This is a genomic window from Natronorubrum halobium (genome assembly GCF_051351675.1).
Classification (GTDB): Archaea; Halobacteriota; Halobacteria; order Halobacteriales; family Natrialbaceae; genus Natronorubrum.
The window spans coordinates 3,198,754-3,225,267 of record NZ_CP195595.1; the positions used below are offsets into that span (position 1 = coordinate 3,198,754).

A 26,514-nucleotide genomic window follows, 5' to 3' on the forward strand; every position below is an offset into this window, starting at 1 on the left:
ACGGACGAAGGCGGTACCGTATCGATCTGGCAGAAGCGTTCCCTCGGGAGCGACCGCCCTTCGTAGCGTTCGCTACGACGTCCGCGAAATATCGACAACAGTAATTAGTACATTTCATTACCGAATAGTGATTTTTCAACTGTTGAAGACAATAATCATTTCTTAAAACTTCACCGTTGGCTATTGAGTCGTAACAGATGAATCCCGAACGAATCCGGAATACTCCGTTTCTGAACCGGCGATCGTATCTCACCCTGACCGGCGCAACCGTTGCGGGGATGCTCGGCGGAACGAGCACGGTCAGCGCGTCGGACGATGGGTACGAAACCGTCACCGTTCCCGAAGGCGAGCGCGAGGTCGTCTACGTGAACGACGACGAGACGCTCGAGAACGTGCTGTTCGACGTCACGGCGTGCGGTGCCGGCGTGACGATCGTCGCGTACGGGTCGGGGTGGACGATCCGAAACGTCGGCGTCCGCGGGCAGGTCGACATGGAGGACAACACCGTGATCGGTGCGGCCGTCACCGACGGCGGGAGCGCCCGTATCGAGAACGTGTGGATCGGCGACGGCGCGGTTTACGAAGCGGAAGGTGGGATCGGAATCTGGGTCGATCCCGAACACGACGGGCACCTGACGATCGATCGGGTGAACGTCCAACAGATGGCCAACAACGCCTTCTACTGCTCGTCGCCGGGCGGCAACGGTGACGGGATGGTAACCTTCCGGAACTGTTACGCGGCGAACTGCGGGATCGCCCACTACCGACTCGCACGCGGGATCGTCGATAACTGCGTCGCCGCCGTTACCGACGATCGACAACACCGTCAGGGACGAGGGGTCTGGGCGTGGCCACCGGGCCCGGTCTTCGTCAAAGACAGCCAGTTCGCGATGAACGGGAACAACTACTCGTTCGTTCCCGGCGCGGAGGACGAGGGGAGCACCATCGTCGTCACCGAAACGCAGTGGGACGACGAGTTCCGCGGCGGCTGGACGGATCACTACGGCGGAACGGTACATTTCGCTGGCACCGGTACCGATCCGCAAAACGTCGTCCCAGCGGGCTGTCCGACCTCGGCCGCAGACGCAGTCGAGGACTGATCGTCGTACTCCTCATCGGGGACGACGTCGCTGTACGCACGGCTCCGCTCAACCGGCGACGCTCCCGAGCAGCAGGCGGAGTCCGAGTCCGACGAGGATAAGTCCCGAGAGCCACCGCACGCCGTCGGCGACTCGCGGTCGCGCGAACAGTATCCGCCGGACGGCGCTCGAGCCGACCGCCACCGTCGCGAGGTAGCCCATGGTCACGAGCGCGTAGAGCGCGCCGAGGATCGACAGCTGCATCGGCACGTGGCCGGTTCGGTCGACGAACTGCGGCAGGAACGCGAGGAAGAACAGCGCGACCTGCGGGTTCAGCACGTTGACCAGCACGGCCTCCCGGAACGGACTCGCCGTCGAGGGAGCGTCGTCCTCGAGCAGCAGTCCGTCGTCGCGGATCGTCCGAACGCCCAGGTAGACGAGGTAGGCCGCGCCGACGACGGTGACGGCGGCGAACGCGAGTTCCGACGCCCGAAACACGGCGGACAGTCCGACGACCGCAGCGAGGGTGTGGACGAGTACGCCGACGCTGATCCCCGTAGCGGAGGCGATTCCGGCGTCGCGACCGTCACCGACGCTTCGGGTGAGCACGTAGAGCGTATCCGGCCCGGGCGAGAGGATCATCGCACCCGCCGCTACGAGGTAGACCGCGAGCAGCGTCGGTTCGATCAGGATGGCGGCTGCGATCTCGAGCACCGGAGATTACACCTCGAGCGGGCTGTCGCGCGGATCGGATCGGCTGCCGTGGCGGGCGACCGCGAGGAGCCGCTCGCGGCTCCCGCGGCCGACGATTCGCTGTCGTCTCACTAGCGACCAGTTTCGCGGTCGGCGACAAAAGCGGCGCGGCTTCTCGAGGGTGGGTGCAGTGCCGGAGCGGGTAGACCAGTGGACTCTCATCGCGAGTGCGTTACCCCGCACAACGCGACACGGTTTCGAACGGGTCGTCCCGCTCTCGATCCGCGACTGGCTCGTTTCCGGGGACGGAACTAGTTTCTCAGAAATAGTGAAAGACCTGATACCTTAACAGTTCCGAGCGCGTATATCGGATCGACGCGATGAACGAATCACGGCCGACACTGATGGAGGATCTCGAGCGCGCGGGACAGGAGAGCATGCCGCATTTGCTCGGCGCGGTCGTGTCGGCGGTCGCCTCGCTGCTGGTTCCGATCGCGGGGATCGGCGCGGCCTACAGCGGCTATCAGCTGACGACGGTCATGGAGCGATCGTGGTTCGGCCTGCTGTTTGCCGTATTCGGCGTCGTGATCCTTGGCTCGTGGCTGGTGCTGGTCTGGGTTCCGTACCTGTTGTAGTTTGAACGGCACTCGACTCGAGACGACCGCGCTTACCGGCGGGTCACTGATCGCCGACGCTGATCACGAGCTGGCCGCCGCTCGCAATCGTGATGTGAAGGGAATCGATATCGAACGCGACCTCGAGGGACCCGTTCCGGTCGCCGCCGACGAGCAAATCGAGCGCCTCCGGATCGACGTGGTCGTACAGCGTGGTTCCGGTCTCACGCACAAGCGCTACCGGGGTCGTCTCTTCGACCGTCGCGACCGCCTCGACGATGGCCTGACTCGGTGCAGTCGCCGCCCAGTCGTACTGCGTTCGAATCGTCTCGCCCCCGGTTGGTGTGCTCTCGTGATCGGGTGCTCCCATACCCCCCGTTCGGCGAAGCACCTGAAAAGTCTGTTGTAGCATTTCATCACGGACAATAACTCATTCCGAACGGACCTGCTCGGAATTATACCAACTCCGTCCGCGGCGTCCCGGTCCCTTCCGTGAGGGAGCCGAGATCCCGCGTCGTCAGCCGATCGTCGACAGCGGCTCGAACCAGACTGCAGCTATCAGGACGGCCAGGAAGACGTACGACCCGCGAACGAGCAACATCGTCGCGATATCGGGGGTGGCTCGCCGAGCGATGGCGGCGATAACGGCGAAGGCGAGTGCCGCGAGGACGGTCGCCGGTGGGAACACTCGAGCGACGGCGAAGCCGAGCACGACGAGGAGTGCGGTCATCATCAGCCCGTACGCGACCGTGTACGCCCGCTGTGGACCGACTGTGACGGCGACGGTCCGCTTTTCGATCGATCGGTCGTAGTCGTAGTCCTGGGCGTCGTCGACGACTTTGATGCCCGACAGCAAAACGAGGAAGACGACGGCGAACCCGAGCGGGACGGCAGCGATCGTCTCGATCTGCACGTAGAAGCCGCCGAGCAGCGAGAGCGCGATCCCGAGCGGATAGCCGGTCGTCGCCGTGAGCGGGTTCGTATCGAGCTGCGGGGCGTGGTGGTAGGCGATCGCCCACGTCGGCAGCGTCAGCGCGACCGCGATCCAGCCGACGGCCACCCAGAGGAGGAGACAGCACAGCGCGAACGTCGCCGTCGAGAGGGCGAGTCCGACGCGACAGCCGCGTTCAGTCAACGGATGGTCGTCGTCCTCACCGCGGACGTGAAAGTCGACGTAGCCGTCCTTGACGTGGGCGGTGTAGACCGCCGCAAAAATCGCGACGACGTGGACCGCGGCGAGCGTCGGCTCGAGACTGCCGGCGAGGATCACGCCGAACAGCGACGCGGCGAGCGGGGGCAGCATGAACACCGGATGGACCTGCGACCAGAACGCCTGTGCAGTCGCTCCGACGCCGGGTCCACCTCTCGCGAGAGCCATGCCTCGAGCGACAACGAACTGATATATAATACCCTACCCAGCAGGAAACTCGCTGGAAGCGGATACCGCACGTGACAGCCCGTGAACCTGTCCCGAGCGCCGAAACACACAGTTTGATGTATCGTCCCGTGCCACGATCGATCATGACAGATGGCTATACTGGTGCTGATCTCTTCACCGACGCACTCGAATCCTACGGCGTCGACTACCTCTTCGGCAATCCCGGCACGACGGAGCTTCCGATCGTGGACGCGATCGGCCGAAGCGACCTCGAGTACGTGCTGGGCCTCCACGAGGATATCGCCGTGGGCATGGCCTCGGGCTACGCGCAGACGCGACGGTACCACTCCCATCACGACGAGTCGATCACGCCGGTCGGCGTGGCGAATCTCCACATCGCGCCGGGGCTGGCCCACGGGCTGGGGAACCTCTACGCGGCCAAGATCGCCGGCGCGCCGCTGGTCGTCACCGCCGGGAACCACAGCACGGACTTCCGCCACGAGGAGCCCATCCTCTCGGGCGATCTGGTCCGGATGGCCGAGCAGTTCTGCAAGTGGTCCGACGAGGTGTTAGACGTCGAGGCGCTGCCGACGATGCTCCGACGCGCGTTCCGCGTCGCGATGACGCCGCCGACCGGTCCCGTCTTCCTCGGCCTCCCGCTGGACGTGATGCTGGCCGAAACCGACGCCGAGCCCGAACGACTCGGTGCGATTCCGAACGCGGGAAGCGGGGATCCCGCCCAACTCGAGCACGCCGCCGACCTGCTCGTCGACGCCGACAACCCGGTGATGGTCGTCGGAGACCACGTCGCGCGCTCGGGGGCGGACGCGGTCGCCGCGGCGGTCGAACTCGCGGAGGCGACCGGGGCTCGTGTCCACGGCGAGATCCTCTCCTCCGAGGTGGACTTCCCGACCGACCACGAGCAGTGGGTCTCCTACATCCCGCCGAACGAGAACCTCGCGTCGATGCTGATGGATACCGACACGGTCGCGTTTATCGGCTGTTCGACCAACACGACGCTGACTCGTCACGAGGAGGCGCTGGTCGATCCGGACACCACGTGTATCCACGTCAGCGACGACGACTGGCAGGTCGGCAAGAACCAGCCCGCCGACGCGGCCGTCATCGGCGATCCCGGGCTGATTCTGCAGGGGCTCATCGAGCGCGTTCAGGGACAGCTCTCCGAGGAGACCGTTCAGGAGCGACTCGAGAACGTCGGCGCGATCAAGGAGATGGTCGAGGCGAAGATGGCCGGCATGGGCGAGGGCGACGCCGAGGACGACCCGCGGGCCTCGAAGGCCGAACTCGTCGACGCGATGGAGCGGGTGGCTGGAGATGCCGCGATCGTCGACGAGGGCGTGACCTCGAAGTACGCCATGCTGACCCGCTGGAACCTCGCGCCCGAGCAGTACATCTCGAACAAGGGCGGCGGGCTCGGCTACGGGCTCCCCGCTTCCGTGGGCGCGGCGGTCGCCGAAGGCCAGCGCGACGACCCGCGAGACGTCATCGGCTTCATCGGCGACGGCTCCTACCTCTACTACCCACACTCCATCTACAGCGCGGCCCGTCACGACGTCGACCTCACGGTCGTCATCTCGGACAACCGCAACTACCGCATCCTGAAGGACAACACGCTCAAACTGATGGGCGGCGAGGAGACCGACTACGAGTTCACCGGCATGGACTTCGACCCGGCCGTCGATCTGGTCAAGAACGCCGAGAGCCACGGTGCGCGGGCCGAACAGGTTGAGACGCCGGACGGGATCGAAGGGGCGCTCGAGGAGGCGCTGGCCCACGAGGGAACCGACGTGCTCGACGTGTTAGTGCACGACTGAGGGTCGTCGTGCGTGTCTCCGATCGACGATCGGCGACTGACTCGAGGACGACTCAGTACTGGTCTCGAACCTCGTCGATCTGACACTGCACGCAGAGATCGTCGGCGAAACACGAGATGTTGTCGTAGGGACAGTCGTACGTCTCGACGTGCACGGAGAGGCTGCGCTTTTCCCGTCTCCAGACGCTCTCCCAGTCGTCGATGTCCATCTCCGCGGAGGTGAAGACGACGGTCCCGTCTCGATCTACTATCTTCGCTACCGTGACCGAGTGCTGTCGCTCTCTAACGAGGTTGATCGCTCGCTCGTACGACGAACAGCTGATATCCTCCGTTCCCGCGTCGTCGTCCAGGAGCCGAACCGTGATCGACCCGTCGTACTCTTCCGTCGGATCCAACCCGTGAGTCACGATAGCTACTGATCGAACGGCGATGAAAAAGGTAGGGTTCGAGGAGAGGCGTGTTCGGATGACCCTCAAGTGGGGTTCGTCACGCCGCTTCCTCTGGGCTCACTCCCCTTCGTCCGGAAAGATCTTCTCCGGATTCAGCGTCCCCGTCGGATCTAGCGCCCGCTTGACCCGTCGCATCGCGTCGACCGCACTCGCGCCGTGTTCAGCCTCGAGGAACTTCCGTTTGCCCTGTCCGATGCCGTGTTCGCCCGTCGAGGTGCCGCCGATCGCCATCGCTTGTTCGACGATCTTCCCGTACAGCCGTTCACCGCGCTCGACTTGCTCGGGATCGTCCGGATCGACCAGCACGCTGTAGTGGAGGTTGCCGTCGCCCGCGTGGCCGAAGCAGGGGACGAGCAGCCCGTACTCCGCTTCCAGCCGTTTGGCCTCGTGGACGATCTCCGGATAGGCGCTGATCGGGACCGTCACGTCGCCGGGGTGAAGCGGCTGTAGATCGGGATCGTAGCTCTGAACGGCGTAGGCCAACTCCCGACGGGCCCGCCAGAGCGACTCCATCTCCGCGTCGTCGTCGCTCATCTCGAAGCGGGCCGCGTCGTGGTCCTCGAAGATGGTCCGGCAGAGGTCGATCTCCTCCTCGACGCCGTGGTTGGCGTGGAACTCGAGGAAGACCATCGGCGCGTCCGGCAGGCCGGAATCGAGATACTCGTTGGCCATCCGGGCGCTCAGCCCGTCGACGAGTTCGATCCGGGCGACGTCGACGTCCGTCCGTACGGCGTCGAAAACCGCTGCCGTCGCGTCGTCGAGCGTCTCGAAGATGGCTCGCCCGCCGCGGATCTGCTGGGGGCGGCCGGCCAACCGGAGGGTAGCCCTGGTGACGACGGCCAGCGTCCCCTCGCTGCCGACGAGCAGTTCGGTCAGGTTGTAGCCGCTCGAGGTCTTGATCGCCCGCGATCCCGTCTCGATGACGGTGCCGTCGGCTAACACGGCCTCGAGGCCGAGCACCCAGTCGGCGACCTCGCCGTACTGGACGGTCTGCATGCCGCTGGCGTCGGTCGCGATCATCCCGCCGATCGTCGAGATGTCGCCCGAGGAGGGCAGCGGCGGGAAGAACAGCCCGTCGTCGGCGACGTACTCGTCGACGGCCGAGCCGATGATTCCGGGCCCGACGTCGATCTGGAAGTCGTCCGGTCGGTAGTCGATCACGTCGTCCATCCGGGTCAGATCCATGCTGATTCCGCCACGGGCCGGGACGGCGTTGCCCTCGAGTCCGGTTCCCGCCGCGTAGGGCGTAACCGGCACGCCGTGGTCGGTTGCGGCCGCGAGGACTGCCGAAACGTCTTCCGTCGTCTCCGGCCAGACGACGGCGTCCGGAAGGACGCCGCGTCCGTCCTGTTCTGCGCCCCAGTCGGCGGCGTGCGTCTCCCGACGTCCCTCCGCGAACGAAAGCTGGTCGTCCGCGAGGTCGAGCTCCTCGAGGAACGAACAGTCGTGTGTCATACGTGGACGTCGTTCACGTTCCGTATCAACGTTTCCCACTGTATCCGGAGCGGGTAATCGGGAATACCACTACGTGACAAACCGTCGTAGGTCCCTTCGTGACCGACGACTCCCTCGAACGCCGAACGGAGCAGTTACACACCTCTCTCGAGCAAACCGCCGAGTTACCGATCGATCGAGACGCCAACCGCTGGCTCGGCGAGGCCGAAGCCATCGCTCGCGACGTCGCGACGAGCGACCTCGACGAAGAAACCATCGCCGAGCGCGTCGAGAAGATCCACCGCCTGCTCTCGGAGGTCGACGAGACCGGCAACGAGGAGGCGGCCGAACACCTGGAGGCGGCGGCGGAGTGCTGTGAGGCGATTCTCGAGTCGTAGGCTCGATTCGAGTCGGCGCCGCTGGTCCACATCGTGGCAGGCTCCCCCGTCGCTCGAGACCTTTCGTCTATCGGGAACGCTGAACTTTATGTGAATTGCTGACGCGGTAGTGGACGATGGCAGACAGCCGAGCGATTCGACCGGCGCGGAGGGGAGAACCGTGAACGCCGATCTCGACCTGCTGGTGCGGCTCAACGACTACGATCGGCCACAGGACGTGGCCGAGCGGGCCGTACAAGCCGAAGAACTGGGCTTCGACCGCATCACGGTCGGCGAGACGACTGGCTGGAACATCGTCCCGGTGCTCACGCTCGCCGCCGACCGCACCGACGAACTGGGGATCACGAACGACGTTATCTCGCCGTTCGGCCGCTCGCCCGCGATGCTTGCCCAGACCGCTCTCACGCTGCACGAGGCCTCTGAGGGCCGATTCCGGCTCGGTCTCGGACCCAGTTCCCCCGCGATCACCGAGCGCTGGCACGGCCTCGAGTTCGATCGCCCGCTCCGCCGCACGCGTGAGACCATCGAGGTCATTCGGTCGGTTTACGAGAACGGCAGCCCCGCCTACGAGGGTGAGATCTTCGAGATCGCCGGCCTCAACTACGAGCGCGAGGTCCCCGAGAACCCGCCACCGATCGACCTCGGGACGCTCGGCCCGAAGGCCACCGAGATGGCCGGCCGCTTCGGCGACGGCTGGACGCCACAGATGTTCACCACGGACGGCCTCGAGGAGCGACTCGAGGATCTGGCCCGCGGTGCCGAACTCGCGGACAGGACCGTCGACGACCTGCGCGTGGCACCGATCGTCCGCGGTATCGCGAGCGAGGACCGCGAACTCGCCCGCCGGAAAGCTCGCGGCACGATCGCGTTCATGCTGGGTGCCTACGGCCCCTACTACGGCGATTCGGTCGCCGAGCAGGGCTATCCCGATGTCGTCGAAAACGTCCGTGCGGCGTGGCAGGATCGCGATACGGAGAAGATGGCCGCCGAGTTACCCGACGAACTGCTCGACGAACTCGCTCCCGCGGGAACGCCGGACGAGGTCCGCGAGTGGGTCGAAGCGTACGGCGATGTCGAGGGGGTCGACGCCGTCCGCGTCGGCTTCGTCAACGAGATGACCGAGGACGAAAAGGAGACGACGATGGAAGCGGTCGCCGATCTGGTGTAGGATCGGCTGTCCGTCGCTCGAGTCGGGTGCCGAAAACGCGTTCCGTTGCGGGACCGACTGCCGATCGATCGTCCGATCGTCGATCAGCCGTTATCCCTCGCCCTCGGACTGGTACGGTTCGCCGACGGCGTGTCGAGGGAGGAGGTTGAACACCTCGGTCTCGAGGTCGTCCATCGACTCGAACGAGTCCCCGCTCGAGTCGGCGACGAGTTCGCCGAGGTTCTCCTCCCCGTCGGCGAGGATCAGCGTCACGTCGTCGCACTGCTCGACGACTTCCGCCTGCGAGATCGGGTACTCGAGGTCGTCCAGTACGTTCACGAGACCGTTGAGCTTGACATCCTGTGTCATAGTACTGGACACGGTTGCCGTCGGCATAGCCGTATGGATACCCCGGATCGCCGGACAGTCGTAGTCGGCCGAGTTACGGCTACCGACCGCGTTTCTCGGGGACGATTTCAAGATGCCGGTCGAGGTCGAGGTGCCGGTCGAGGTCGAGATGCCGGTCGAGGTCGAGGTGCCGGTCGAGGTCGAGATGCCGGTCGTCGGCTGCGGAACCGTTCGGTTACGGCTCGATAACCAGCTTCCCGAGGAAACTGTCGTTCATGACGTCCTCCTGGGCCTGCGAGGCCTCCTCGAGGTCGTATCTCCGCGCGAGTTCGATCTCGAGCGCGTCGGTCGCCATGAGGTGGGCGACCCCCCGGAGCGGTACCCGCAGGTCGGGCGTGTTGAACATGCTCATGAACTGGTAGCTGACGTCCTTCGAGCGAGCCGCGCCGTCGTTCGTGAACGCGGGGTCGGGGCTGTTCTCGCCGATGCCGACGACGCGACAGCCGGTCGCGGCGACGTCGGCGTCGAACTGGAGGTAGTCGTCCAGTCGGTGGTCGAGAATCGCGTCGACCCCGCCGTCGCTGGCCTCGAGAACCGCATCGGCCAGATCGTCGCGCGCGTAGTCGAGGACGGTCTCGGCACCGAGGGCTTCGAGGTCGTCGTGGTACCCCTCCGAACCCGTGGTGATGACTCGGGCGCTGACAGCAGCCCCGATCTGGACGGCCGCGTGACCCACGCCGCCGGAGCCGCCGTGGACGAGACAGTGTTCGGCGGGATCGAGGTCGGCGTGGTCGATCAGCGCGCGCCAGGCGGTGACGCACGCGACCCCGGCGGCTCCCGCTTCGGTCAGATCCGCGCCGTCGGGGAGGTGGACGACGCGGTCCGTGGGAACCGTCGCGTACTCGGCGTAGGAACCCTGGGCACTGCCGTTGCCGATACCGGTCCCGAAGACGCGGTCGCCTTCGGCGAACGCCTCGACGTCCGAACCGATCTCTGCGACGACACCGGCGAGGTCGACGCCCGGCGTAAACGGCACGTCGACCGGCTCGTACGAGCCGTCTCGAAAGTAGGTGTCGACGGGGTTGATCCCCGCGGCGGCCACCTCGACGAGCAACTCGTCGGCGGCCGGCTCCGGTCGGTCGACGTCGTTTACCTGCAGTACGTCCGCGTCACCGTGCTCGTGTAGGCGTACAGCGCGCATGATACTCGAGCACACGCCGTAGAGCCGTATAAGGGTACAGTTCCCGGCTGCTCGCGGGCCGGCGCGTTCCGCCGCTGTCACGGCTGCATCAGCAAGTCCAACGCTTGTCCGTCCGCTGGCCCTCGAACCACGTGATGAGCCAATCCAGCGAGAGCCAACTCGAGGACGTGACGGTCGCCGTCTTCCTCGCACAGGAAGGCAGCGAAGAGGTCGAGTTCACGGAACCGAAGGACGTCGTCACCGACGCGGGCGCAACGGTCGACGTCGTCGGGCACGAGACGGGCGAGGGCCGGACGGTGAACAACGATCTCGAGGAGAGCGAGAGCTACGAGATCGAAAAGAGCTTCGACGAGGTCTCCGCGGACGACTACGACGCGGTGATCGTCCCCGGCGGCACCGTCGGTGCGGACACCCTCCGAACCCGCGAAGCGGGAGTCGAACTCCTGCGCGAGCACGTCGAGGCGGGCAAGCCGACGGCCGTCATCTGTCACGGCCCGTGGACGCTCGTCGAGGCGGACGTCGTCGACGGGAAGACACTCACGTCGTACCACAGCCTCCAGACCGACGTCCGTAACGCCGGCGGCGAGTGGGTCGACGAGGAGGTCGTCGTCGACGACGGACTGATCACCAGCCGGAATCCGGACGATCTGGACGCGTTCTGCGAGACGATTCTCGAGGAGTTCGGGGCCGCGAGCGAGTGAGGCCGAACGCTACTGAACCGCCCGCGTCGCGTCGTCAATGATCTCGAGTGCGTCTTTCAACTCCTCCATCCCCGTCGCGTACGAGAGCCGCGCGTAGCCCTCGCCGTTCGCGCCGAAGGCGTCGCCGGGAACGACGACGACGCCCCGGTCGATCACCTCGTCACACCAGCCCTCGGGCACCTCGGGCATCACGTAGAACGCGCCTTCGGGTTTCGGCACCTCGAGGCCGGCGTCTGTGAGACCGTCGAGGACGACATCGCGCCGTTCCTCGAACGCCTCGACCATCTCCTGTACTTGATCCTGCGGGCCAGTCAACGCGGCCTCTGCAGCGTACTGTGCGGGGGCGGAGGCACAGGCCTGCCCGTACTGATGCACTCGCAGCATGCGCTCGATCCGCCGATTCGAGCCGGTGACCCAGCCCAGCCGCCAACCGGTCATCGAGTAGGTCTTCGAGCAGGCGCTGACGACGACCACGTTGTCGGTCTCGGCGAACTCGAGCGGTGATCGGTGTTCGCCCTCGAAGACGATGTGCTCGTACACCTCGTCGGAGACGCAGAGAACGTCGTGCTCGTCGGCGATGCGGGCGAACTCACGCATGTCGTCCTCGCTCTGGACGGCACCGGTCGGGTTGGCGGGGCTGTTGACGACGAAGGCAGCAGTCTCGTCGGTGATGGCCGCTTCGACGGTCGCCGGATCGAGGGTGAGATCCTCGCGGAGTCCGACGGGCTTCGGCGTGCCGTCCGCGATGTGGGTGAGCGCGTCGTAGGAGACGAAGCCGGGATCCGGGAAGATCACTTCCTCGCCCGGATCGACGTGGGCCTGCAGGACGATGTGGAGGGCCTCGCTGCCGCCGGACGTGGCGATGACGTGCTCGGGGTCGACCGCGAGGTCGTAGTCGCGGTCGTACTTCGCCGCGATCGCCTCGCGAAGCGTCAGCGTTCCCTTGTTCGACGTGTAGGCGTCGGTCTGTCCGGCCTCGATCGCCTCGATCGCTCCCCGCCGGGCGTGGGCGGGCGTCGGGAAGTCCGGCTGGCCCAACCCGAGGTTGATCGCGTCGTCACCTGCGGCCTCGAACACTTCGCGAATGCCGCTGATCGACACCTGCTCGACTCGTCGTGCGAACTCGGTCATGCCTAAAGGCTGGTGCGGATCCCGATAACTCTTGATGTGTCCGTGCTCTCCGGAGCTGTCGGCCCGATAGTCATTATTCTATCACTATCTTGTCTACGTAACTATACGTGCCACAACTAATATACGGTTTCTACCGAATACTTCCGTAATGACCTACTCACGACGTGCCATTCTCGCGACAGGTGCGACCGGCACGCTCGCACTGACGGCCGGCTGTCTCGACTTCGCTCTCGGAAACGGGCCGCTGGAGCTCTCGGCCGAACGCGTCGCCCCAACCGATGCAGCCCTCGAGGACGCCGGCTATGACGAGTACGAGATCGAAGAACGATCCATCGAGGAAACGATCGAGGTCGGCGTCGAGCGCGACGTCGAGGCCAGAGTCTGGTCGTCGATCTACTCGAAAGCGGTCGAGTATCAGGGGATCGAACGCGAAGGCGCCTTCTTCGTCGCCGTGTCGATTCCCGACGTCTCGGTCCTCGGACGGTCGCTCAACCCCATCGCGGACATGACTAACGAGGAACTGCTCGGGGAGTTCATGAGCGAAATCGACAGCGACCACGCCGACGTCGAGAACATCTCGAAGGTCGACTCGTTCACGCTCGATAGTCTCGGCGACGGTCGAACGGTCGACGTCTTCGAAGGCGAGTCCGACTTCGAGGGCGAACCGATCGACGTCGAAATCCCGGTGGCGTCGTTCGATCACGAGGACGACCTGATCGTCCTTCTCGGGAACTATCCCGCACCGCTCGCCGAGGAGTCGGCGAACGCGGAGGTGCTGATGGAGTCCGTCGAACACCCGGTCTAATCGCTCGCGAGTTCGAAATGCGGCTGTCTCCGGTTCGCTAGTTTCGAACCGTAACCGAGAGACGCGGAGAGCGAGCGCTCCGCTCCGAGTGAGGTCACTTGAGCGGCGCCTGGAGTGTGGTTGCAGACACGGCACTGTCCCGACGGCGGCAACAGCGGCCAGTGATCAGCGCTGAGAAAACGAACGGAAACGAGTCGCGTCGATATCGTCGGCCGTCAGTAGAACTCGCGGACGAGGTCCATCGCGTCGTCGGGCGCACCGTCCGGAATCTCGGACATGTTCTCGGTGACGCCGTGTTGTTCGTGGTACGGGACGGAGTTTTCGTCCTGGTACATGACGCCCTGGTACTCCTTTTCGCCGTCGAGGATGACTTCCTTGGCGTCCTGGTAATCGTTCGGGTCGTGGCCCTCCTCTTTGAGGTCGACGAGGCTGTCGCGGAAGTAATCGTAGGTGTCGACGTCGTTGAACGTGACACACGGGCTGAAGACGTTGACGAAGCCGAAGCCGTCGTGCTCGATCGCTTGCTCGATGATCTCCTGGTGTCGGAGCGCGTCGGAGGCGAACGACTGGGCGATGAAGGACGCGCCGGAGGCCAGTGCGAGCGCGAGCGGGTTGACCGGCGGCTGTTTGGGGCCTTCGGGGGTCGTCGAGGTCTCGAAGTCCGAGCGCGAAGTCGGCGAGGCCTGCCCCTTCGTCAGGCCGTAGATGCGGTTGTCCATGACGACGTAGGACATGTCGACGTTTCGGCGGACGGCGTGGACGAAGTGACCGGCACCGATCGAGTAGCCGTCACCGTCGCCGCCGGCGACCATCACTTCGATGTCAGGGCGGGCCATCTTGACGCCGGTGCCGACGGGGAGTGCACGGCCGTGGACCCCGTGAAGGGCGTAGCTGTGCATGTAGGTCCCGATCTTGCCGGAACAGCCGATTCCGGCCACCACGAACGTGTTGTCGGGATCGTTGCCGGTTTCGGCCAGGGCTTTCATCATGCCGTTCATCGTCCCGAAGTCGCCGCATCCGGGACACCACGTGGGCTGCTTGTCGGATTTGAAGTCGGTGAATCGTACGTCGGAGCTCATTATGCTGGCACCTCCTCGGAGAGTTTTTCGGTGATCTGTTCGGCGAGTTCGTCCGCCTTGAAGCGGACGCCGGTGTACTTGTTGATGCGCTTGACGCGGGTAAGTGCGTCGTGTTCGATTACGTCGGCGAACTGGCCGGTCGCGTTACACTCGACGACGACCGTCTGTTCCGCCGCCTCGATCTCGTCGCTGAGGTCCGGTCGCGGGAAGATGTACGGCACCGAGATCACGCGGACGTCGGTGTCTTCGTCCTCGAGGTAGTCGAGCGCTTCGACGAGAGCCCCTTCGTTCGATCCCCACGAGAGGATGAGGTTGTCCGCGTCCTCGTCTCCGAACTCGCGATACTCCCAGTCCTCCTCGTTCTGGGCCGTTTCGACCTTTCGGTAGCGCTTGTCGACCTGCTGGACGCGCTCGTCCTGTTCCTCGGTCCGGCGCCCGAGTTCGTCGTGTTCGAGGCCGGTGCTCATGTGTGCGCCGTCGATCGTCCCGGGGATGGCGCGCGGGCTGACGCCGTCGTCGGTGGCGGCGTGGGCGCGGAACCGCCCCTGCTCGTCGAGCCACTCCTCGACCTCGTCGTCGTCGACGAGTTTGCCGCGGTCGATCTCGACGTCGTCCATGTCGAAGGCCTCCGGCGGGAACGTCTGTTCGGTGACCGACATCGCGAGATCGGAGACGAGGAAGACCGGCGTGTTGTACTTCTCGGCGAGGTTGAACGCCTCGACGGTCTTCCAGAAACACTCCGTGATCGACGTGGGGGCGACGACGAACCGCGGAACCTCCCCGTGACCGCCGTACAGCGCCATGTTGAGGTCGCCCTGTTCCTGTTTCGTCGGCATCCCCGTCGAGGGGCCGGATCGCTGGACGTCGCAGATGACCAGCGGCGTCTCGCTGGTCGCGACCAGACCGAACGTCTCGGTCATGAGGTCGATCCCGGCTCCGGACGTCGCGGTCATCGATCGGGCGCCGGCGCGCGCGGCACCGAGCGACATATTGACCGCCGAGAGCTCGTCCTCGGCCTGGACGACGTGGCCACCGTAGTCTTCGATGCGTCCCGTCAGGTACTCCATGATGGACGTCGCGGGCGTGATGGGGTACCCGGCGTAGAACCGGCAGCCGGCGGCGATCGCACCCATCCCGATCGCCTCGTTGCCGTTCAGGAGGACGTAATCGTTGTCGGTTACCTCGACGTTGTAGCCGAGGTGCTCGAGATCGTAGTTCTCTTCGACGTACTCCTGGCCGAGGCGGGCGGCTTCCTTGTTGTTCTCGACGATCTTCGAGCCCTTGCCACCGAAGCGCTTCTCGAGGGCTTCGTCGAGGTACTCGACGTCGAAGCCGGTGATCTTACACGCGGCGCCGAGCGCGACGATGTTGCGCATGATCGCCCCGCCGGCGTCCTCGGCGAGCGATTTCAGGGGGACGTCGACTGCGGTGATCTCGTCCGGAATCTCGGCTTCCCAGGAGCGTTCGCCGTCGTAGATGACGGCACTCCCCTCGTGAAGCTCGTCGAGATTCTCGTCGATGGTGCGCTGTGTCAGGGCGACCAGGATGTCGAGTCGATCCACGACGCTCTGGACCTGCTCGACCGACGTCCGAATCTTGTAAGCCGTGTAGCCACCGCGGATTCGCGACGCGAAGTCTTTCGACGTGAATACGTGCCGTCCGGCTCGGGAAAGTGCCTGAGCGAAGATTTTCCCGGTGGAGTCGATACCGTCCCCGGCCTCGCCTCCGACCGCCCAGTTGAGATCCTCAGCCATGTTATGCTGAGCCTTGCCCCCAGTAAATGAAAAGGCTTCTGAAAACCCTACCAGACCACCGTTACAGTCTGTGATATGTTCGCTCCAGAGGGCTCCGTTCGTTACTCGAATCAGAATAAATACGTGGTGAAAGTACGTCTCCGAACTGCTGTGAAAACTGCGGTTGGTGTCTCTAATCGGGATGAATATCTCTCGAGAACGAGCATTTCCGATGGGCGCCTCGAATCGGGTACATCGAATCACGAGTCTCGCAACGACGCGGAACGGAACGCCTTTTCGAGCGGCTCCCGAACGGATTCGACATGACAATCGAAGGATCACCGGTCACCGTCGAATCGATCCGCGAAGTCGGTCCTGAAACCGTCGCACTCGAACTCGAGACGCCCGAGGGGTTCGACGCCCGTCCCGGACAGTTCGTCCTGCTCCGCGCCGTCCCCCGGGATGTCGACGCGGAGGAGGAGATCGACGAGGACGACGTCGTCATGCGCCACTACACGCTTTCCTCGCCCGCGGTCGGCGAGACGTTCGAGATCACGGTCGGGATCGACCCCGACGGCGATCTCTCCCCGTGGCTCGCCGATCTCGAGGGCGGCGAGACCGTCCACATCGAGGGACCCTTCGGCACGATCACGTACGAGGGTGACACGGACGTCGTCGCCGTCGCGGGCGGCCCCGGCGTCGGCCCCGCCGTCTCGATCGCCGAAGCGGCCCACGAGTCGGGTCACGAGGCGGTCGTCGTCTATCAGGACGACGAGCCGGCACACGTCGACCGACTCGAGGCGCTCGAGGACGCGGGCGCTGACGTCGCCATCCTCGACGAGGACGACAGCGACGGACTGGCGGAAGCGATCGAAACGCACCTCGAGGACGGCCAGATCTACGCATTCGGCTTCGAGGACTTCGTGCGGTTCGTCGCCGACACGATCGACGACGCCGGCGGCGATTCGGACGAGGCGCAGATCGAGAACTTCGGATAGGATCACCCGCGAGCCGTTCGTTACTTGGAATCGTTGTTGCGTAAATAAATCGATCGGCCGGCTTTCACCAGGTTCCAACTGAGACCCGTTCCGCGTTCCCAGTAGAGATTCGGTACTAACTGTCCACCGAACCCCTCTTTGAATCTGAACACGCCGCTCTCGAAGTCACCGTCTGCGCCCCCGAAATCGTACGTTTCGTATCCGTTTTCGATCGCCCACCGAATTACGCGGTCGTAGAGGATCTCCGATGCGTTATACTCGTAGTATTCTTTCGGTATCGAGGCGAAGAAACCGTGGACGGACGACTGTTCGTCGTTCAGCAACTCCAGAAATCCACCCGCGTACTCTCCGTCGATTCGCAGCGTGAGCAGTAAGAGTCTCGACTTCATGTCGAGCAGCTCCTCGAAAAACGCCATCGGATACACCTCTCCGCCGACCTGGTTCATGTGCCGTTCGTACGCGCGGTAGAACCGCTCCAAATTCGCCATCGTGATCTCTTCGTTGACGATCTCGTGGTCGGTCTTCCGTCCCTGACGAATACCCTTGCGTCTCGACTTGCTCATACCGCTCAGGATCGCGTCGTACCCTTTGTCGAGATGGAGCAGAAACCGCCCCTTGATTCGAGCGGGTCGATAGCCTTGCGCCCGAAAGTGGTCGCTGTATCGGACGTAGTCGCTATTACACGCTCGAATCTCGTGGACGATCGTCCTCCCGGTACAGAGGTCCCGAATCGCCTCACTCATCAGTGACAGGGATTCGGCCACGTCTGTCGTTATTGCCGGTCCACCGAACCCCGGGTACACCGACTGAAGCCGCCGAAGCGGTACCTTCGGCAGATCGACGACGAAATTCGGGAATACCCCGATCGTGTTTCCGTCTTTCGTAACGATCACGTGTTTGGCCGGGTATCCTAGTCCTGTTTCGATCGCGTCGATCCACTCGTAGCGGTGAAAAACGGTCCCACAGTCCGAGCTCTCGACGACGCCGTTCCATTGAGTTTTGTCGACTGTTTGAATTGTATCGGTACACTTCACTTCATGCCCGTCCTCTGTTACATTTATTGTCGTATCTAGTTCAGTGCTCTCTAGTGTCTTATTCGACCGAATAGATCCTATCGAGTTTTGCGTCATTCACTATCTGACACCATTACGTCGTATGTAGTATTTCGTCAGGATATCTGCAGGTGAATACGACCGATACTATTTAAAAACGCACACGTCCTTCACTCGTCGAGTGAGTCAGTCTTCGCTGACTCTGAAAGAGCCCGTCTTACGAACTACTGAGACGGGTGATCGGGGTACTCTCGCAAGCACAGTACCTACGCGCACCCGTCCACTACTGCGAGTATGGTTGACGAAGATCTCGAACTCGAGCGGGACATCGGACAGGCGACGATCGTATACGAAGAACCCGACGAGGACACCGTCAGGAAGACGGTGCCGAACGAACACATCGCCTACTTCCAGGACCACTGGATCGTCAAGACCGACGAGGACGAGGAGGGCCACGACATCGTCCGACGGATTCCCGCCCAGCGCGTCCACTACGTCGAACGCTCCGTCGAACAGTTCGAAGAGGAAGTCAAGACGCTGGTCGATCAGGTGCAATCGTTCGCCGCCGACCTCCGGACCAAGCTTCCGGTCGGGGGCAGCAGCGGCGGCGGGGGAGAGCGCCCCGAACCACACCGAATCGACATCGACGAGGGCGAGTTCGACGAAACCGACGGCCGAATGGACTGAGTCGGTCGTCCGACTTGAGTACCGATACCGGCCGAGTCAGTGCTCGACGAGTTCGACGAGGATCCCACCGGTGTCTCTGGGGTGGAGGAAGGCGACCGAGTGCCCCCACGCGCCGGGCCGCGGCTCCTCGTCGATCAACTGGACGCCGTGGTCGCGGACCGTCTCGAGCGCGCCCTCGATATCGTCCGTCGCGAGCGCGAGGTGGTGGATCCCCGCCCCGTTCGACTCGAGATACCGGGCGATGGTCCCCTCCTCGAGCGGTTCGAGCAGTTCGACGTAGCCGTTTCCACAGTCGAGGAAGACGACGCGCATCCCGTCGAACTCCTCTTCGTGGGCGATTTCGAGGCCGAAGAGGTCCGAATACAGCTCCGCGAGTTCTCGAGCGTCTTCCGTCGCGACGCCAGCGTGGTCGAAGTGCATGGGCGTTCCTTTTGCGAGGATCGACAAATATCGGGTGGATCCCGTCGGTGGGAGGAGCGTTACACCTTCCTCGATCGTTGCCCCTGTTCCTCACACCGCTCAAACGATCAAAGCCGCGCCAAAGAGGTGCCAGACGGTCACGATCACGATGGGGATGATAACTCGCTGACGCGACGGAGTGCGGAGTGGTGCATCGAGATACGAACCTTCATGTTCCGACACATGATAACAGAGTCCAATGAACGGCTCGAACGAGAACGCAAGTCAGGCCCAGACCATCCTGCTCGTGGAGGATAACCCGGGCGACGCGCGTCTCGTAACGGAGGTGTGTCGCGACATGGGCCTCACAGACGTACTTTACACCGTCTCGACTGGGGCTGATGCACTTGACTTCGTGAATCAGCGCGGCGAGTACGCCGATTCGCCGCAGCCGGACCTCATCATCCTCGACTGGCACCTCATGGACATGGATGGTGAAGCGATTTTAGCGGAATTAACCGGTGACCCGGCCCACGATCACATTCCCGTGATCGTGACGACCGGGTCGCTTTCGGAACGAGAAGTCCGGAAGGTGTACGAAACGAACGCGAACGCCTGTATCATGAAACCAGCGGGGCCGGACGAACTCGAAGAGACCATTCGAGCGGTCGAGGCGTTCTGGTTGTCGACCGCTCGGCTTCCCAGCAGCACCGAGGGCACACAGTAACACGTTCCATCCGCAACCCCTGGCGTTATTTCCCCCTCTCTACAACCCCTGGCGCATTCCCCGCTCCCTTCTTTCGGATACGACCCGATCCTGCCGCTGGAGTGACCAGTAGCGGCCGATACCGATCACGTTCTCCGTGTTTCGACGGTGTTTCCTCATCCTCTATGTTGTCAGGCTGCCTCCGTTCGGTGTATGCAGCTCGCAAATACGGAGACCGTCCCGAACGGTGAGGTCGTCGAAGTCATCGGAATCGCCCGCGGCAATACCGTCGAAGCCAGAAACGCCGGCCGCGACATCACGCAGGGGATCCGCAACGTCTTCGGCGGCGAACTCAAGGCGTACTCGGAACTCCTCTCGAAGGCTCGAGACGAGGCCATCTCCCGCATGGAGGCCGATGCCGAAGAGATGGGCGCAGATGCCGTGGTCAACGTCCGCCTCGAGACCTCGCAGATCACCGACGGCGGCTCGGAAGTGATGGCCTACGGAACCGCCGTTCGGCTCGAGTAAGGGAGAAATCGGCCCCGAATCGGCCGTCACCGTAATCCGATCTTCGCAGCCAACCGGTTCCAGAGTCCGCCGCCGACGTCGGCCACCGCTGCCATCTCGTCGCTCGAGAGTTCGAAATCGAAGATATCGGCGTTCGCTTCGATGTGTCTTCGACTCGCCGCCTTCGGAATCGCCGCCACGTTCGGTTGCTGGAGCAGCCATCGCAGCGCGACCTGCGCTGCGGACTTGTCGTACGGCTCGCCGATCTCCTCGAGTCGGCCGTCGCCGGGAACGGCTCCATCCGCGAGCGGGCTGTACGCCGTCAGGCAGACGTCGCGGTCGACGCAGTACTCGAGCAACTCCTCCTGATGATGGTAGGGATGGTACTTCACCTGGTTCGCGACGATCGGCGTCTCGGAGTGGTCGATCGCGGACTCGAGTCGATCGACCCCGAAGTTGCTGACGCCAACGTGCTCGACTCGCCCCTCGTCCTGGAGTTCGTTCATCGCCGTCAGCGTCTGCTCGAGCGGCGCTCGGCTGCTGGGCGCGTGCAACAGGAGCAGATCGACCGTCGCCAGTCCGAGTCGCTCGAGGCTCCGCCGAGTGGACTCGAGGACGTCGTCGTACGCGGCGTTCTTCCGGTGGACTTTGGTGACGACGAAGACCTCCTCGCGGTCGACGTCGCTCGCGGTGATCGCATCGCCGACCGCGCGCTCGTTGTCGTACATCTGGGTGGTGTCGACGTGGCGGTAGCCGACCTCGAGGGCGGTCTCGACGGCCCGCCGGCAGTCCCCGCCGGTCATTCGGGCGGTACCGAAGCCGAGGGCCGGTATCTCGGCCCCGTTCGCGCTGATCGTTCGGGTCGTTGGTTCGGTGCCCACGCCTACGCATTCGTGATCGCTGGCCATCAAAGTCGGCCCGGCGAGCAGCGACGGTCGCCCGTCTCGAGGCACTCACGAGCGGCTACGCAGGGTTCACGCGCATTCGGACGAACGGATCTCCACAAAAGAATCGAAACCGCGCTGCCCGACGATCGGTACGCGTCGTCGGTCGTGTTCTAGTCGGTCAGGTTCCCGTCAGTTGCGTTGTCGTCGGTCAGATTCCCGTCGGTCGCGTTGTCGTCGGTCAGGTTCTCGTCGGTTGCGTTGTCGTCGGTCGCGTTCTCGTCAGTCGCGTTGTCGTCGGTCGCGTTCTCGTCCTCGTCGATCGGCTCGTCCTGCGTGTCTTCGGTCGCTTCTTCGTCGGGGTCTTGCTCTTCGGGATCGGTTTCCACCCCTTCGGGCGGTTCCAGCTCCTCGCCCTCGTCGGGCGGGACGATCTCCATCACGACGCCCGTATCGCCCTCGGGAACGCCCATCCTGTTGCCGAGCACGTAGACGTTGCCGTCGAGGTCCTGACCGAACTGCCGGACGAAGTACGGGAACGAGCCGTCCTCGCTGCCCGCGACCTGAAGCTCTTCCATGTCCCAGAGTTCGTCTCGAGGAACGATCTCCTCCTCGTCGCCGTCGTCGGTTTCGTTGGCAGCCTCCTCGTCTTCTTCTTCCGCCTCGTCACCGTCGTCGGACTCCGACGCGGCGAGGAGCCGCCCGATGGGTTCTTCTCGAGACGGGTCGGCCGTCCAGTCGCCGAAGACGTACTTGCCGTCTAAGTCTTCGATTTCTCCGGCTTCGTAGACGTGGCCGCCGATGATCGTGATGCCGACCATCTCCCCGTCGTAGACGTGGGGGTACTCGACGATCGGATCCTGCAGCTCCTGTCCGTTGTACGGCGCTTCCTCGGGGGCGGAGTCCGGACAGTCTTCCGGCGGATCGCTCGGACTCTCCGTGCTGAAGCAGTGGGTCCCCTCCTTGACGTTCCAGCCGTAGTTGCCGCCGGCCTCGACGAGGTTCGCCTCCTCGAAGAGGTCCTGGCCGGCGTCGGAGACGAACAGCCGTTCCTCGCTGTCGAAGGAGATCCCGAAGGGATTGCGGAAGCCCCACGCGTAGTACTCGTCGAGGGCGTCCTCTTCGTCCACCAGCGGGTTGTCGTCCGGGATACCGTACGGCCGGTCGTCGTCGCCCTCCTCGTCGACGTCGATCCGATGGATGCCACCGAGCAGGTTCTCGCTGACGTCCTGACCGTTCCCGCCGTCGTTGTCGTCGTACCAGTCCTCGACGTGGCCTTCCATGTCGTCGTTCGCGCCGCCACCGTCGCCCATCGGCACGTACAGATAGCCGTCCGGGCCGAACGCCATCGGTCCGGCGTCGTGGTTGTACTGGGGCTTCTGGAACTCCATCAGGATCTGCTCCGACTCCGGATCAGCCTGACTCAGCTCCTCGTCGGCCTGGAACTCGGAGACGACTTCGACGTGACTCCAACCGTCGGGCGTCTCGTCGTTCGGCGGCGCGCTGTAGTGGACGAAAAAGCGTCCGTTGTCCGCAAACTCGGGGTGGAACTCGACGCCGAGCAGCCCCCGCTCGTCGTACTCCGAATCCGGGTCCGCGTAGTCGCCCTCGAACGTGCCGAGTTCGACCATTCGGTCGCTGACGTCGAGGAACGGCTCGTCCTGTCGTTCGCCGTCCTCGACGACCCAGAGTTCGCCGGTCTGGTCACAGACGAAGTACCGCTCCTCGTCCTCGTCGGCGACGCCGAAGTCCGTCGGTGCCGTCATGCCCTCCGCGAGCGTCTGGACGCCGATTTCGGTGCCTGCCTCGAAGAAACTCTCACCCTCTTCGTCCGACTCCTCCTCGGCCGCGTCGCCTCCGTCGCCGACCGAAATCTCTCCGCGCATCGTCCCCGCGTGGGGCTCGCAGTAGTACTCCGCCATCTCGCTCGTCGCCTCGAACTCGAGCGACTGGGTCTCCCCCTCCTCCGACATGAGTTCGGTCCGCTCGAGTTCTTCGCCGTCCTCGCTCTCGACGACGAAGTTGTGCGGTTGCCCGTCGAGGTTCTCCCAGACGACTTCGTAGGTGGTTCCCTCCTCGAGGTCCAGCGTCGGATTCTCCTCGTCTGCGATGTCGTCGGGGGAGACGCCCTGCCAGCCGCTGGTCTCGCCGCCGAGTTCGATCGTCTCGGGCTCTTGCTCCTGGGCGAGGCCGAGATCGCTCAGCGCGACCACGCCACCCGCCGCCGCGGTGGCCTGCAGGAGTCGCCGCCGGGATGTCGACGTGCTGTCGTGAGGGATCGTGCCCTCGTCAGTGTGTTTTGTCATTATCTCTCACGACACTGTGATCGGTCGAGACGCCGATAAACGGTCCCGACCGTTCCCTCCGTAACAAACAGTTAGCACCGATCTACCCAGAACAGCGAGACGTAACGTACGTTTACCCGGCTCTAACCTCGGGTTCCGACTCGATCAGACAGCACTCCCTGGCTGGTACTCGCCGAACTCGTCGCGCATCACGTTACAGATCTCGCCAACCGTTGCATACACCTTCACGGCTTCGATAATGTACGGCATCAGGTTCTCGTTACCCTGGGTCGCCTCGCGCAGGGCCTCGAGTTTCGCCTCGACGGCCTCGTCGTCGCGCTCGTCGCGAACCGATTCGAGGCTGTCGATTTGGCGCTGCTGGTCCTCCTGGGTGACTCCCTCGACGTCCATCTCGGGATCTTCGTCGACCTCGAACTCGTTGACGCCGACGATGATGCGCTCTTTCTCCTCGATCTCCTTCTGGCGGTCGAAGGCGGTGTCCTGGATCTGGCGCTGAACCCACTGCTGTTCGATCGCCTCGCGCATGCCGCCGCGTTCGTCGACCTCCTCGAGAATCTCGTAGGCGTCTTCCTCGACCTCGTCGGTGAGGGATTCCACGTAGTAGCTGCCCGCAAGCGGATCGATAGTATCGGCTGCGCCGGACTCGTGGGCCAGAATTTGCTGGGTGCGCAGCGCCGTCCGGACCGACTGCTCGGTCGGCAGCGCGAGCGCCTCGTCCTTGCCGTTGGTGTGGAGACTCTGCGTGCCGCCGAGCACCGCGGCGAGGGCCTGGTAGGCGACGCGGACGACGTTGTTCTCGATCTGCTGGGCGGTGAGCATCGAGCCCGCAGTCTGGGTGTGGAACTTGAGCTGTTTGGATTTGGGGTCCTCGGCGTCGAACCGTTCGTCGATGATGTCGTGCCACATTCGGCGGGCGGCGCGGAACTTCGCGACCTCCTCGAAGATGTTGTTGTGGCCGTTGAAGAAGAACGAGAGCTGCGGGGCGAACTCGTCGACGTCGAGGCCGGCCTCGATCGCCGTCTCGACGTACTCGATGCCGTCGCCGAGCGTAAAGGCGAGCTCCTGGGCGGCCGTCGAGCCGGCTTCGCGGATGTGGTAGCCCGAGATCGAGATCGTGTTGAACTTCGGCGTCTCCGACGCACAGAACTCGAAGATGTCGGTGATGATCCGCATCGACTCCTCCGGCGGGTAGATGTAGGTGTTGCGCGCGATGTACTCCTTCAGGATGTCGTTCTGGATCGTGCCGCGCAGCTCCTCGCGGTCGACGCCCTGCTGATCGCCCACGGCGATGTACATCGCGAGCAGCACCGACGCCGGCGCGTTGATCGTCATCGAGGTCGAGACCTCGTCTAACGGAATCCCGTCGAAGACGGTCTCCATGTCGGACAGCGAGTCGATCGCGACCCCGGCCTTTCCGATCTCGCCGGCGGCCATGCTGGCGTCAGAGTCGTACCCCATCTGCGTCGGCAAGTCGAACGCCATCGAAAGCCCCGTCTGTCCCTGATCGAGCAGGTAGTGATAGCGCTCGTTGGTGTCTTCGGGCGTCGAGAAGCCGGCGTACTGACGCATCGTCCACAGCCGACCGCGATACCCCGTCGAGTAGACGCCGCGCGTGTACGGCGGCTCGCCCGGATAGCCCAGATCCTCCCGGTAATCCAGATCGGCGACGTCGTCGGGGGTGTAGAGTCGATCGACGTCCTGTCCCCCCGTATCCGTCGTGAACGTCTCTTTTCGTTCGCCGAACCGTTCGACCACCGGCTCGACTTCCTCCTCGTGCCACTCCTCCCGGTCGGCACGGATCTCCTCGAGATCGTCGGAATCGAACATTATCGTTTATCTAGGTTGGGGTGGGGCTTGAAGGTTCATGAAGGCGGCCAGTATCGTCTCGAGTTGCGACCCGTACCACCGTGTCGCAGGTCCGTTCGTCGGCCGAAACTAGCACGAACTCGTGAGAGTCAGCCGAATCGGCACGGCCGCTTTTCACTCGAGCCGTGGTGGGGCCGATATGGAGCCGTCGTTGCCGACCGACGAGACGACGCGCGACCGCCGGCGAGCGGCGCTGTACGTCGCGCCGTTTCTCGCGGTCGGCCTGTTCAACCTCGTCCTCTTGCTCCGCTGGGGGGTCGATCCGCTGTGGGCCTTTGCCATCCTGCCCCCGATTCTGGCCGTCACCGCCATCGCGTGGGTCGCGTTTCGCCACGGGTTCGACCGGCAGTCACACCAGCCGGACACCTATCGCGAGTGATCGGTGTCGCTTCCGTCGGTCCGACCCACGCAGTCGACGCCGGTTCCTCGCTCGAGTCGAGCTAGCGACCCGTATCGTACTTGTAGGTCGCCGACTCGGGATCGATCCCGAAGTCTTCGGCCGACTCGTCGTCCGAGGCCTCGTCGCGACCGTCCGGAGCCCGTTTGAACGCCTCCCGCAGTCGCTCGGGTAGCTGAAACTCGTCGACGTCGATCTCGAAGGGGACGGCGTCGGGGTCGACCCCCTCGCGTTTGTCCTCGAGTCGGTTCCGGAGGGGCTCCGGAAGCGCCGACTCTTCGATCCGCCGGAATCCGAACTGGGCGAGGTAGCTCCCCTCGCCCGTCAGGGTGTAGACGGTCTCGAACCCCTGATCGCCGGCGTACTCGACGAGACGTTCGACGACGTGTGCACCGACGCCCTGGCCGCGCCAGCCCTCGAGGACGCCGATACTGGTCAACTCGCAGACGTCGTCGCCGTCGTCGGGTCTGTGGATACGAATGCGACCGAATCCGGCCTTCTCGCCGGATGCTTCGTCGACGGCGACGACGTAATCGCGCGAGCGGAACGCCGTCTCGTCGAGACCCATCGCCTCGATGGCGTCGAGCAACCAGACCTCCTCTCTGTTTTTCGCGTCCCGCACGTACATGATTCGAGGTAGGGGGTGTATCTCCAAAAGCGTTTGCGGGGGTGACAGGAGCGAGGTGTC

At 64.1% G+C, this 26,514-nt stretch carries 28 protein-coding genes; 12 read left to right on the plus strand and 16 right to left on the minus strand.

Annotation, left to right across the window (positions count from 1 at the left end; translation table 11 throughout):
- Positions 1-197: 197 nt before the first annotated feature.
- Positions 198-1,100, plus strand: a complete 903-nt coding sequence (locus ACSFC7_RS15835; RefSeq protein WP_436343788.1) for a hypothetical protein — start codon at positions 198-200, stop codon at positions 1,098-1,100.
- 48 nt (positions 1,101-1,148) lie between these two features.
- Here ACSFC7_RS15835 and ACSFC7_RS15840 read toward each other — a convergent pair whose 3' ends face one another.
- Positions 1,149-1,793, minus strand: a complete 645-nt coding sequence (locus ACSFC7_RS15840; protein WP_436343789.1) for a LysE family translocator — start codon at positions 1,791-1,793, stop codon at positions 1,149-1,151.
- 359 nt (positions 1,794-2,152) lie between these two features.
- Between ACSFC7_RS15840 and ACSFC7_RS15845 the strand changes: the two genes are divergently transcribed.
- Complete coding sequence (locus ACSFC7_RS15845) at positions 2,153-2,407, plus strand: hypothetical protein (RefSeq protein WP_436343790.1); 255 nt, start codon at positions 2,153-2,155, stop codon at positions 2,405-2,407.
- Positions 2,408-2,450: 43 nt separating this feature from the next.
- Here the strand turns inward: ACSFC7_RS15845 and ACSFC7_RS15850 are convergent, their stop codons facing one another.
- Positions 2,451-2,756: a HalOD1 output domain-containing protein gene (locus tag ACSFC7_RS15850; protein ID WP_436343791.1), complete on the minus strand. Its 306-nt coding sequence runs from the start codon at positions 2,754-2,756 to the stop codon at positions 2,451-2,453.
- Positions 2,757-2,903: 147 nt separating this feature from the next.
- Positions 2,904-3,764, minus strand: a complete 861-nt coding sequence (locus ACSFC7_RS15855) for a UbiA family prenyltransferase (RefSeq protein WP_436343792.1) — start codon at positions 3,762-3,764, stop codon at positions 2,904-2,906.
- Positions 3,765-3,907: 143 nt separating this feature from the next.
- On the opposite strand from ACSFC7_RS15855, the gene ACSFC7_RS15860 reads away from it, so the two are divergent.
- Entirely contained in the window at positions 3,908-5,599 is a 1,692-nt protein-coding gene (locus tag ACSFC7_RS15860; RefSeq protein WP_436343793.1) for a thiamine pyrophosphate-binding protein, read from the plus strand.
- A gap of 52 nt (positions 5,600-5,651) precedes the next feature.
- Here the strand turns inward: ACSFC7_RS15860 and ACSFC7_RS15865 are convergent, their stop codons facing one another.
- Positions 5,652-6,005 carry a hypothetical protein gene (locus tag ACSFC7_RS15865; RefSeq protein WP_436343794.1) on the minus strand — a complete coding sequence of 118 codons (354 nt, stop codon included), beginning with the start codon at positions 6,003-6,005 and terminating at the stop codon, positions 5,652-5,654.
- A 99-nt stretch (positions 6,006-6,104) separates the two neighbouring features.
- Positions 6,105-7,502, minus strand: a complete 1,398-nt coding sequence (locus tag ACSFC7_RS15870; protein WP_436343795.1) for an FAD-binding oxidoreductase — start codon at positions 7,500-7,502, stop codon at positions 6,105-6,107.
- Positions 7,503-7,600: 98 nt separating this feature from the next.
- Here ACSFC7_RS15870 and ACSFC7_RS15875 point away from each other — a divergent pair, with 98 nt between their 5' ends.
- Together ACSFC7_RS15875 and ACSFC7_RS15880 are read left to right on the plus strand one after the other, a co-directional pair.
- Positions 7,601-7,879, plus strand: coding sequence for a hypothetical protein (locus ACSFC7_RS15875; protein WP_436343796.1), 279 nt, complete (start codon positions 7,601-7,603; stop codon positions 7,877-7,879).
- 160 nt (positions 7,880-8,039) lie between these two features.
- Positions 8,040-9,047, plus strand: a complete 1,008-nt coding sequence (locus ACSFC7_RS15880; protein ID WP_436347970.1) for a TIGR04024 family LLM class F420-dependent oxidoreductase — start codon at positions 8,040-8,042, stop codon at positions 9,045-9,047.
- 90 nt (positions 9,048-9,137) lie between these two features.
- On the opposite strand, the gene ACSFC7_RS15885 is transcribed toward ACSFC7_RS15880, so the two are convergent.
- Positions 9,138-9,395, minus strand: a complete 258-nt coding sequence (locus ACSFC7_RS15885; RefSeq protein WP_436343797.1) for a DUF5789 family protein — start codon at positions 9,393-9,395, stop codon at positions 9,138-9,140.
- A gap of 214 nt (positions 9,396-9,609) precedes the next feature.
- Complete coding sequence (locus ACSFC7_RS15890) at positions 9,610-10,575, minus strand: NADPH:quinone reductase (RefSeq protein ID WP_436343798.1); 966 nt, start codon at positions 10,573-10,575, stop codon at positions 9,610-9,612.
- A 134-nt stretch (positions 10,576-10,709) separates the two neighbouring features.
- Here ACSFC7_RS15890 and ACSFC7_RS15895 point away from each other — a divergent pair, with 134 nt between their 5' ends.
- The gene (locus ACSFC7_RS15895; RefSeq protein ID WP_436343799.1) at positions 10,710-11,276 is read left to right on the plus strand and encodes a type 1 glutamine amidotransferase domain-containing protein; all 567 of its coding nucleotides are present in this window, start codon (positions 10,710-10,712) and stop codon (positions 11,274-11,276) included.
- A gap of 9 nt (positions 11,277-11,285) precedes the next feature.
- Here the strand turns inward: ACSFC7_RS15895 and ACSFC7_RS15900 are convergent, their stop codons facing one another.
- Entirely contained in the window at positions 11,286-12,407 is a 1,122-nt protein-coding gene (locus ACSFC7_RS15900; RefSeq protein ID WP_436343800.1) for a pyridoxal phosphate-dependent aminotransferase, read from the minus strand.
- Positions 12,408-12,555: 148 nt separating this feature from the next.
- On the opposite strand from ACSFC7_RS15900, the gene ACSFC7_RS15905 reads away from it, so the two are divergent.
- Positions 12,556-13,212, plus strand: coding sequence for a DUF6517 family protein (locus tag ACSFC7_RS15905; protein WP_436343801.1), 657 nt, complete (start codon positions 12,556-12,558; stop codon positions 13,210-13,212).
- Positions 13,213-13,427: 215 nt separating this feature from the next.
- On the opposite strand, the gene ACSFC7_RS15910 is transcribed toward ACSFC7_RS15905, so the two are convergent.
- Positions 13,428-14,291 carry a 2-oxoacid:ferredoxin oxidoreductase subunit beta gene (locus tag ACSFC7_RS15910; protein ID WP_436343802.1) on the minus strand — a complete coding sequence of 288 codons (864 nt, stop codon included), beginning with the start codon at positions 14,289-14,291 and terminating at the stop codon, positions 13,428-13,430.
- On the minus strand, positions 14,291-16,045 hold the full coding sequence (locus tag ACSFC7_RS15915) for a 2-oxoacid:acceptor oxidoreductase subunit alpha (RefSeq protein ID WP_436343803.1): 1,755 nt from the start codon (positions 16,043-16,045) through the stop codon (positions 14,291-14,293). The genes ACSFC7_RS15910 and ACSFC7_RS15915 overlap by 1 nt, the downstream gene beginning before the upstream one ends.
- A 302-nt stretch (positions 16,046-16,347) precedes the next feature.
- Here ACSFC7_RS15915 and ACSFC7_RS15920 point away from each other — a divergent pair, with 302 nt between their 5' ends.
- On the plus strand, positions 16,348-17,022 hold the full coding sequence (locus ACSFC7_RS15920; RefSeq protein ID WP_436343804.1) for an FAD-dependent oxidoreductase: 675 nt from the start codon (positions 16,348-16,350) through the stop codon (positions 17,020-17,022).
- A gap of 20 nt (positions 17,023-17,042) precedes the next feature.
- On the opposite strand, the gene ACSFC7_RS15925 is transcribed toward ACSFC7_RS15920, so the two are convergent.
- Positions 17,043-18,152, minus strand: a complete 1,110-nt coding sequence (locus tag ACSFC7_RS15925; RefSeq protein WP_436343805.1) for a lipid II:glycine glycyltransferase FemX — start codon at positions 18,150-18,152, stop codon at positions 17,043-17,045.
- Between the two features lie 216 nt (positions 18,153-18,368).
- Here ACSFC7_RS15925 and ACSFC7_RS15930 point away from each other — a divergent pair, with 216 nt between their 5' ends.
- Entirely contained in the window at positions 18,369-18,761 is a 393-nt protein-coding gene (locus ACSFC7_RS15930; protein WP_436343806.1) for a hypothetical protein, read from the plus strand.
- 36 nt (positions 18,762-18,797) lie between these two features.
- Here ACSFC7_RS15930 and mce read toward each other — a convergent pair whose 3' ends face one another.
- Positions 18,798-19,181 carry a methylmalonyl-CoA epimerase gene (mce, locus tag ACSFC7_RS15935; protein ID WP_436343807.1) on the minus strand — a complete coding sequence of 128 codons (384 nt, stop codon included), beginning with the start codon at positions 19,179-19,181 and terminating at the stop codon, positions 18,798-18,800.
- 238 nt (positions 19,182-19,419) lie between these two features.
- Between mce and ACSFC7_RS15940 the strand changes: the two genes are divergently transcribed.
- A complete protein-coding gene (locus tag ACSFC7_RS15940; protein ID WP_436343808.1) occupies positions 19,420-19,887 on the plus strand; it encodes a response regulator in 468 nt (155 codons plus the stop codon).
- Positions 19,888-20,079: 192 nt separating this feature from the next.
- Positions 20,080-20,394 (plus strand): YbjQ family protein, encoded by a 315-nt coding sequence (locus ACSFC7_RS15945; RefSeq protein ID WP_436343809.1) that lies wholly within the window; start codon positions 20,080-20,082, stop codon positions 20,392-20,394.
- 26 nt (positions 20,395-20,420) lie between these two features.
- On the opposite strand, the gene ACSFC7_RS15950 is transcribed toward ACSFC7_RS15945, so the two are convergent.
- From ACSFC7_RS15950 to ACSFC7_RS15960, 3 genes are all read right to left on the minus strand, one after another.
- Positions 20,421-21,281, minus strand: a complete 861-nt coding sequence (locus tag ACSFC7_RS15950; RefSeq protein ID WP_436343810.1) for an aldo/keto reductase — start codon at positions 21,279-21,281, stop codon at positions 20,421-20,423.
- A 149-nt stretch (positions 21,282-21,430) separates the two neighbouring features.
- A complete protein-coding gene (locus tag ACSFC7_RS15955; RefSeq protein ID WP_436343811.1) occupies positions 21,431-23,563 on the minus strand; it encodes a PQQ-dependent sugar dehydrogenase in 2,133 nt (710 codons plus the stop codon).
- Between the two features lie 144 nt (positions 23,564-23,707).
- Positions 23,708-25,390: an acyl-CoA mutase large subunit family protein gene (locus ACSFC7_RS15960; protein WP_436343812.1), complete on the minus strand. Its 1,683-nt coding sequence runs from the start codon at positions 25,388-25,390 to the stop codon at positions 23,708-23,710.
- Between the two features lie 178 nt (positions 25,391-25,568).
- Between ACSFC7_RS15960 and ACSFC7_RS15965 the strand changes: the two genes are divergently transcribed.
- A complete protein-coding gene (locus ACSFC7_RS15965) occupies positions 25,569-25,808 on the plus strand; it encodes a hypothetical protein (RefSeq protein ID WP_436343813.1) in 240 nt (79 codons plus the stop codon).
- A gap of 61 nt (positions 25,809-25,869) precedes the next feature.
- Here the strand turns inward: ACSFC7_RS15965 and ACSFC7_RS15970 are convergent, their stop codons facing one another.
- Positions 25,870-26,454: a GNAT family N-acetyltransferase gene (locus tag ACSFC7_RS15970; protein ID WP_436343814.1), complete on the minus strand. Its 585-nt coding sequence runs from the start codon at positions 26,452-26,454 to the stop codon at positions 25,870-25,872.
- Positions 26,455-26,514: the final 60 nt, after the last annotated feature.

Bases quoted from the DNA above. Each gene is read 5' to 3' on its own strand.
- ACSFC7_RS15900 (WP_436343800.1), bottom strand. From the start codon at position 12,407: ATGACCGAGTTCGCACGACGAGTCGAGCAGGTGTCGATCAGCGGCATT.
- ACSFC7_RS15930 (WP_436343806.1), top strand. From the start codon at position 18,369: ATGGTTGACGAAGATCTCGAACTCGAGCGGGACATCGGACAGGCGACG.
- ACSFC7_RS15850 (WP_436343791.1), bottom strand. From the start codon at position 2,756: ATGGGAGCACCCGATCACGAGAGCACACCAACCGGGGGCGAGACGATT.
- ACSFC7_RS15860 (WP_436343793.1), top strand. From the start codon at position 3,908: ATGACAGATGGCTATACTGGTGCTGATCTCTTCACCGACGCACTCGAA.
- ACSFC7_RS15915 (WP_436343803.1), bottom strand. From the start codon at position 16,045: ATGGCTGAGGATCTCAACTGGGCGGTCGGAGGCGAGGCCGGGGACGGT.
- ACSFC7_RS15855 (WP_436343792.1), bottom strand. From the start codon at position 3,764: ATGGCTCTCGCGAGAGGTGGACCCGGCGTCGGAGCGACTGCACAGGCG.
- ACSFC7_RS15905 (WP_436343801.1), top strand. From the start codon at position 12,556: ATGACCTACTCACGACGTGCCATTCTCGCGACAGGTGCGACCGGCACG.
- ACSFC7_RS15940 (WP_436343808.1), top strand. From the start codon at position 19,420: ATGAACGGCTCGAACGAGAACGCAAGTCAGGCCCAGACCATCCTGCTC.
- ACSFC7_RS15890 (WP_436343798.1), bottom strand. From the start codon at position 10,575: ATGCGCGCTGTACGCCTACACGAGCACGGTGACGCGGACGTACTGCAG.
- mce (WP_436343807.1), bottom strand. From the start codon at position 19,181: ATGCACTTCGACCACGCTGGCGTCGCGACGGAAGACGCTCGAGAACTC.
- ACSFC7_RS15845 (WP_436343790.1), top strand. From the start codon at position 2,153: ATGAACGAATCACGGCCGACACTGATGGAGGATCTCGAGCGCGCGGGA.
- ACSFC7_RS15925 (WP_436343805.1), bottom strand. From the start codon at position 18,152: ATGACGCAAAACTCGATAGGATCTATTCGGTCGAATAAGACACTAGAG.
- ACSFC7_RS15970 (WP_436343814.1), bottom strand. From the start codon at position 26,454: ATGTACGTGCGGGACGCGAAAAACAGAGAGGAGGTCTGGTTGCTCGAC.
- ACSFC7_RS15910 (WP_436343802.1), bottom strand. From the start codon at position 14,291: ATGAGCTCCGACGTACGATTCACCGACTTCAAATCCGACAAGCAGCCC.
- ACSFC7_RS15955 (WP_436343811.1), bottom strand. From the start codon at position 23,563: ATGACAAAACACACTGACGAGGGCACGATCCCTCACGACAGCACGTCG.
- ACSFC7_RS15885 (WP_436343797.1), bottom strand. From the start codon at position 9,395: ATGACACAGGATGTCAAGCTCAACGGTCTCGTGAACGTACTGGACGAC.
- ACSFC7_RS15950 (WP_436343810.1), bottom strand. From the start codon at position 21,281: ATGGCCAGCGATCACGAATGCGTAGGCGTGGGCACCGAACCAACGACC.
- ACSFC7_RS15960 (WP_436343812.1), bottom strand. From the start codon at position 25,390: ATGTTCGATTCCGACGATCTCGAGGAGATCCGTGCCGACCGGGAGGAG.
- ACSFC7_RS15870 (WP_436343795.1), bottom strand. From the start codon at position 7,502: ATGACACACGACTGTTCGTTCCTCGAGGAGCTCGACCTCGCGGACGAC.
- ACSFC7_RS15965 (WP_436343813.1), top strand. From the start codon at position 25,569: ATGGAGCCGTCGTTGCCGACCGACGAGACGACGCGCGACCGCCGGCGA.
- ACSFC7_RS15920 (WP_436343804.1), top strand. From the start codon at position 16,348: ATGACAATCGAAGGATCACCGGTCACCGTCGAATCGATCCGCGAAGTC.
- ACSFC7_RS15895 (WP_436343799.1), top strand. From the start codon at position 10,710: ATGAGCCAATCCAGCGAGAGCCAACTCGAGGACGTGACGGTCGCCGTC.
- ACSFC7_RS15945 (WP_436343809.1), top strand. From the start codon at position 20,080: ATGCAGCTCGCAAATACGGAGACCGTCCCGAACGGTGAGGTCGTCGAA.
- ACSFC7_RS15835 (WP_436343788.1), top strand. From the start codon at position 198: ATGAATCCCGAACGAATCCGGAATACTCCGTTTCTGAACCGGCGATCG.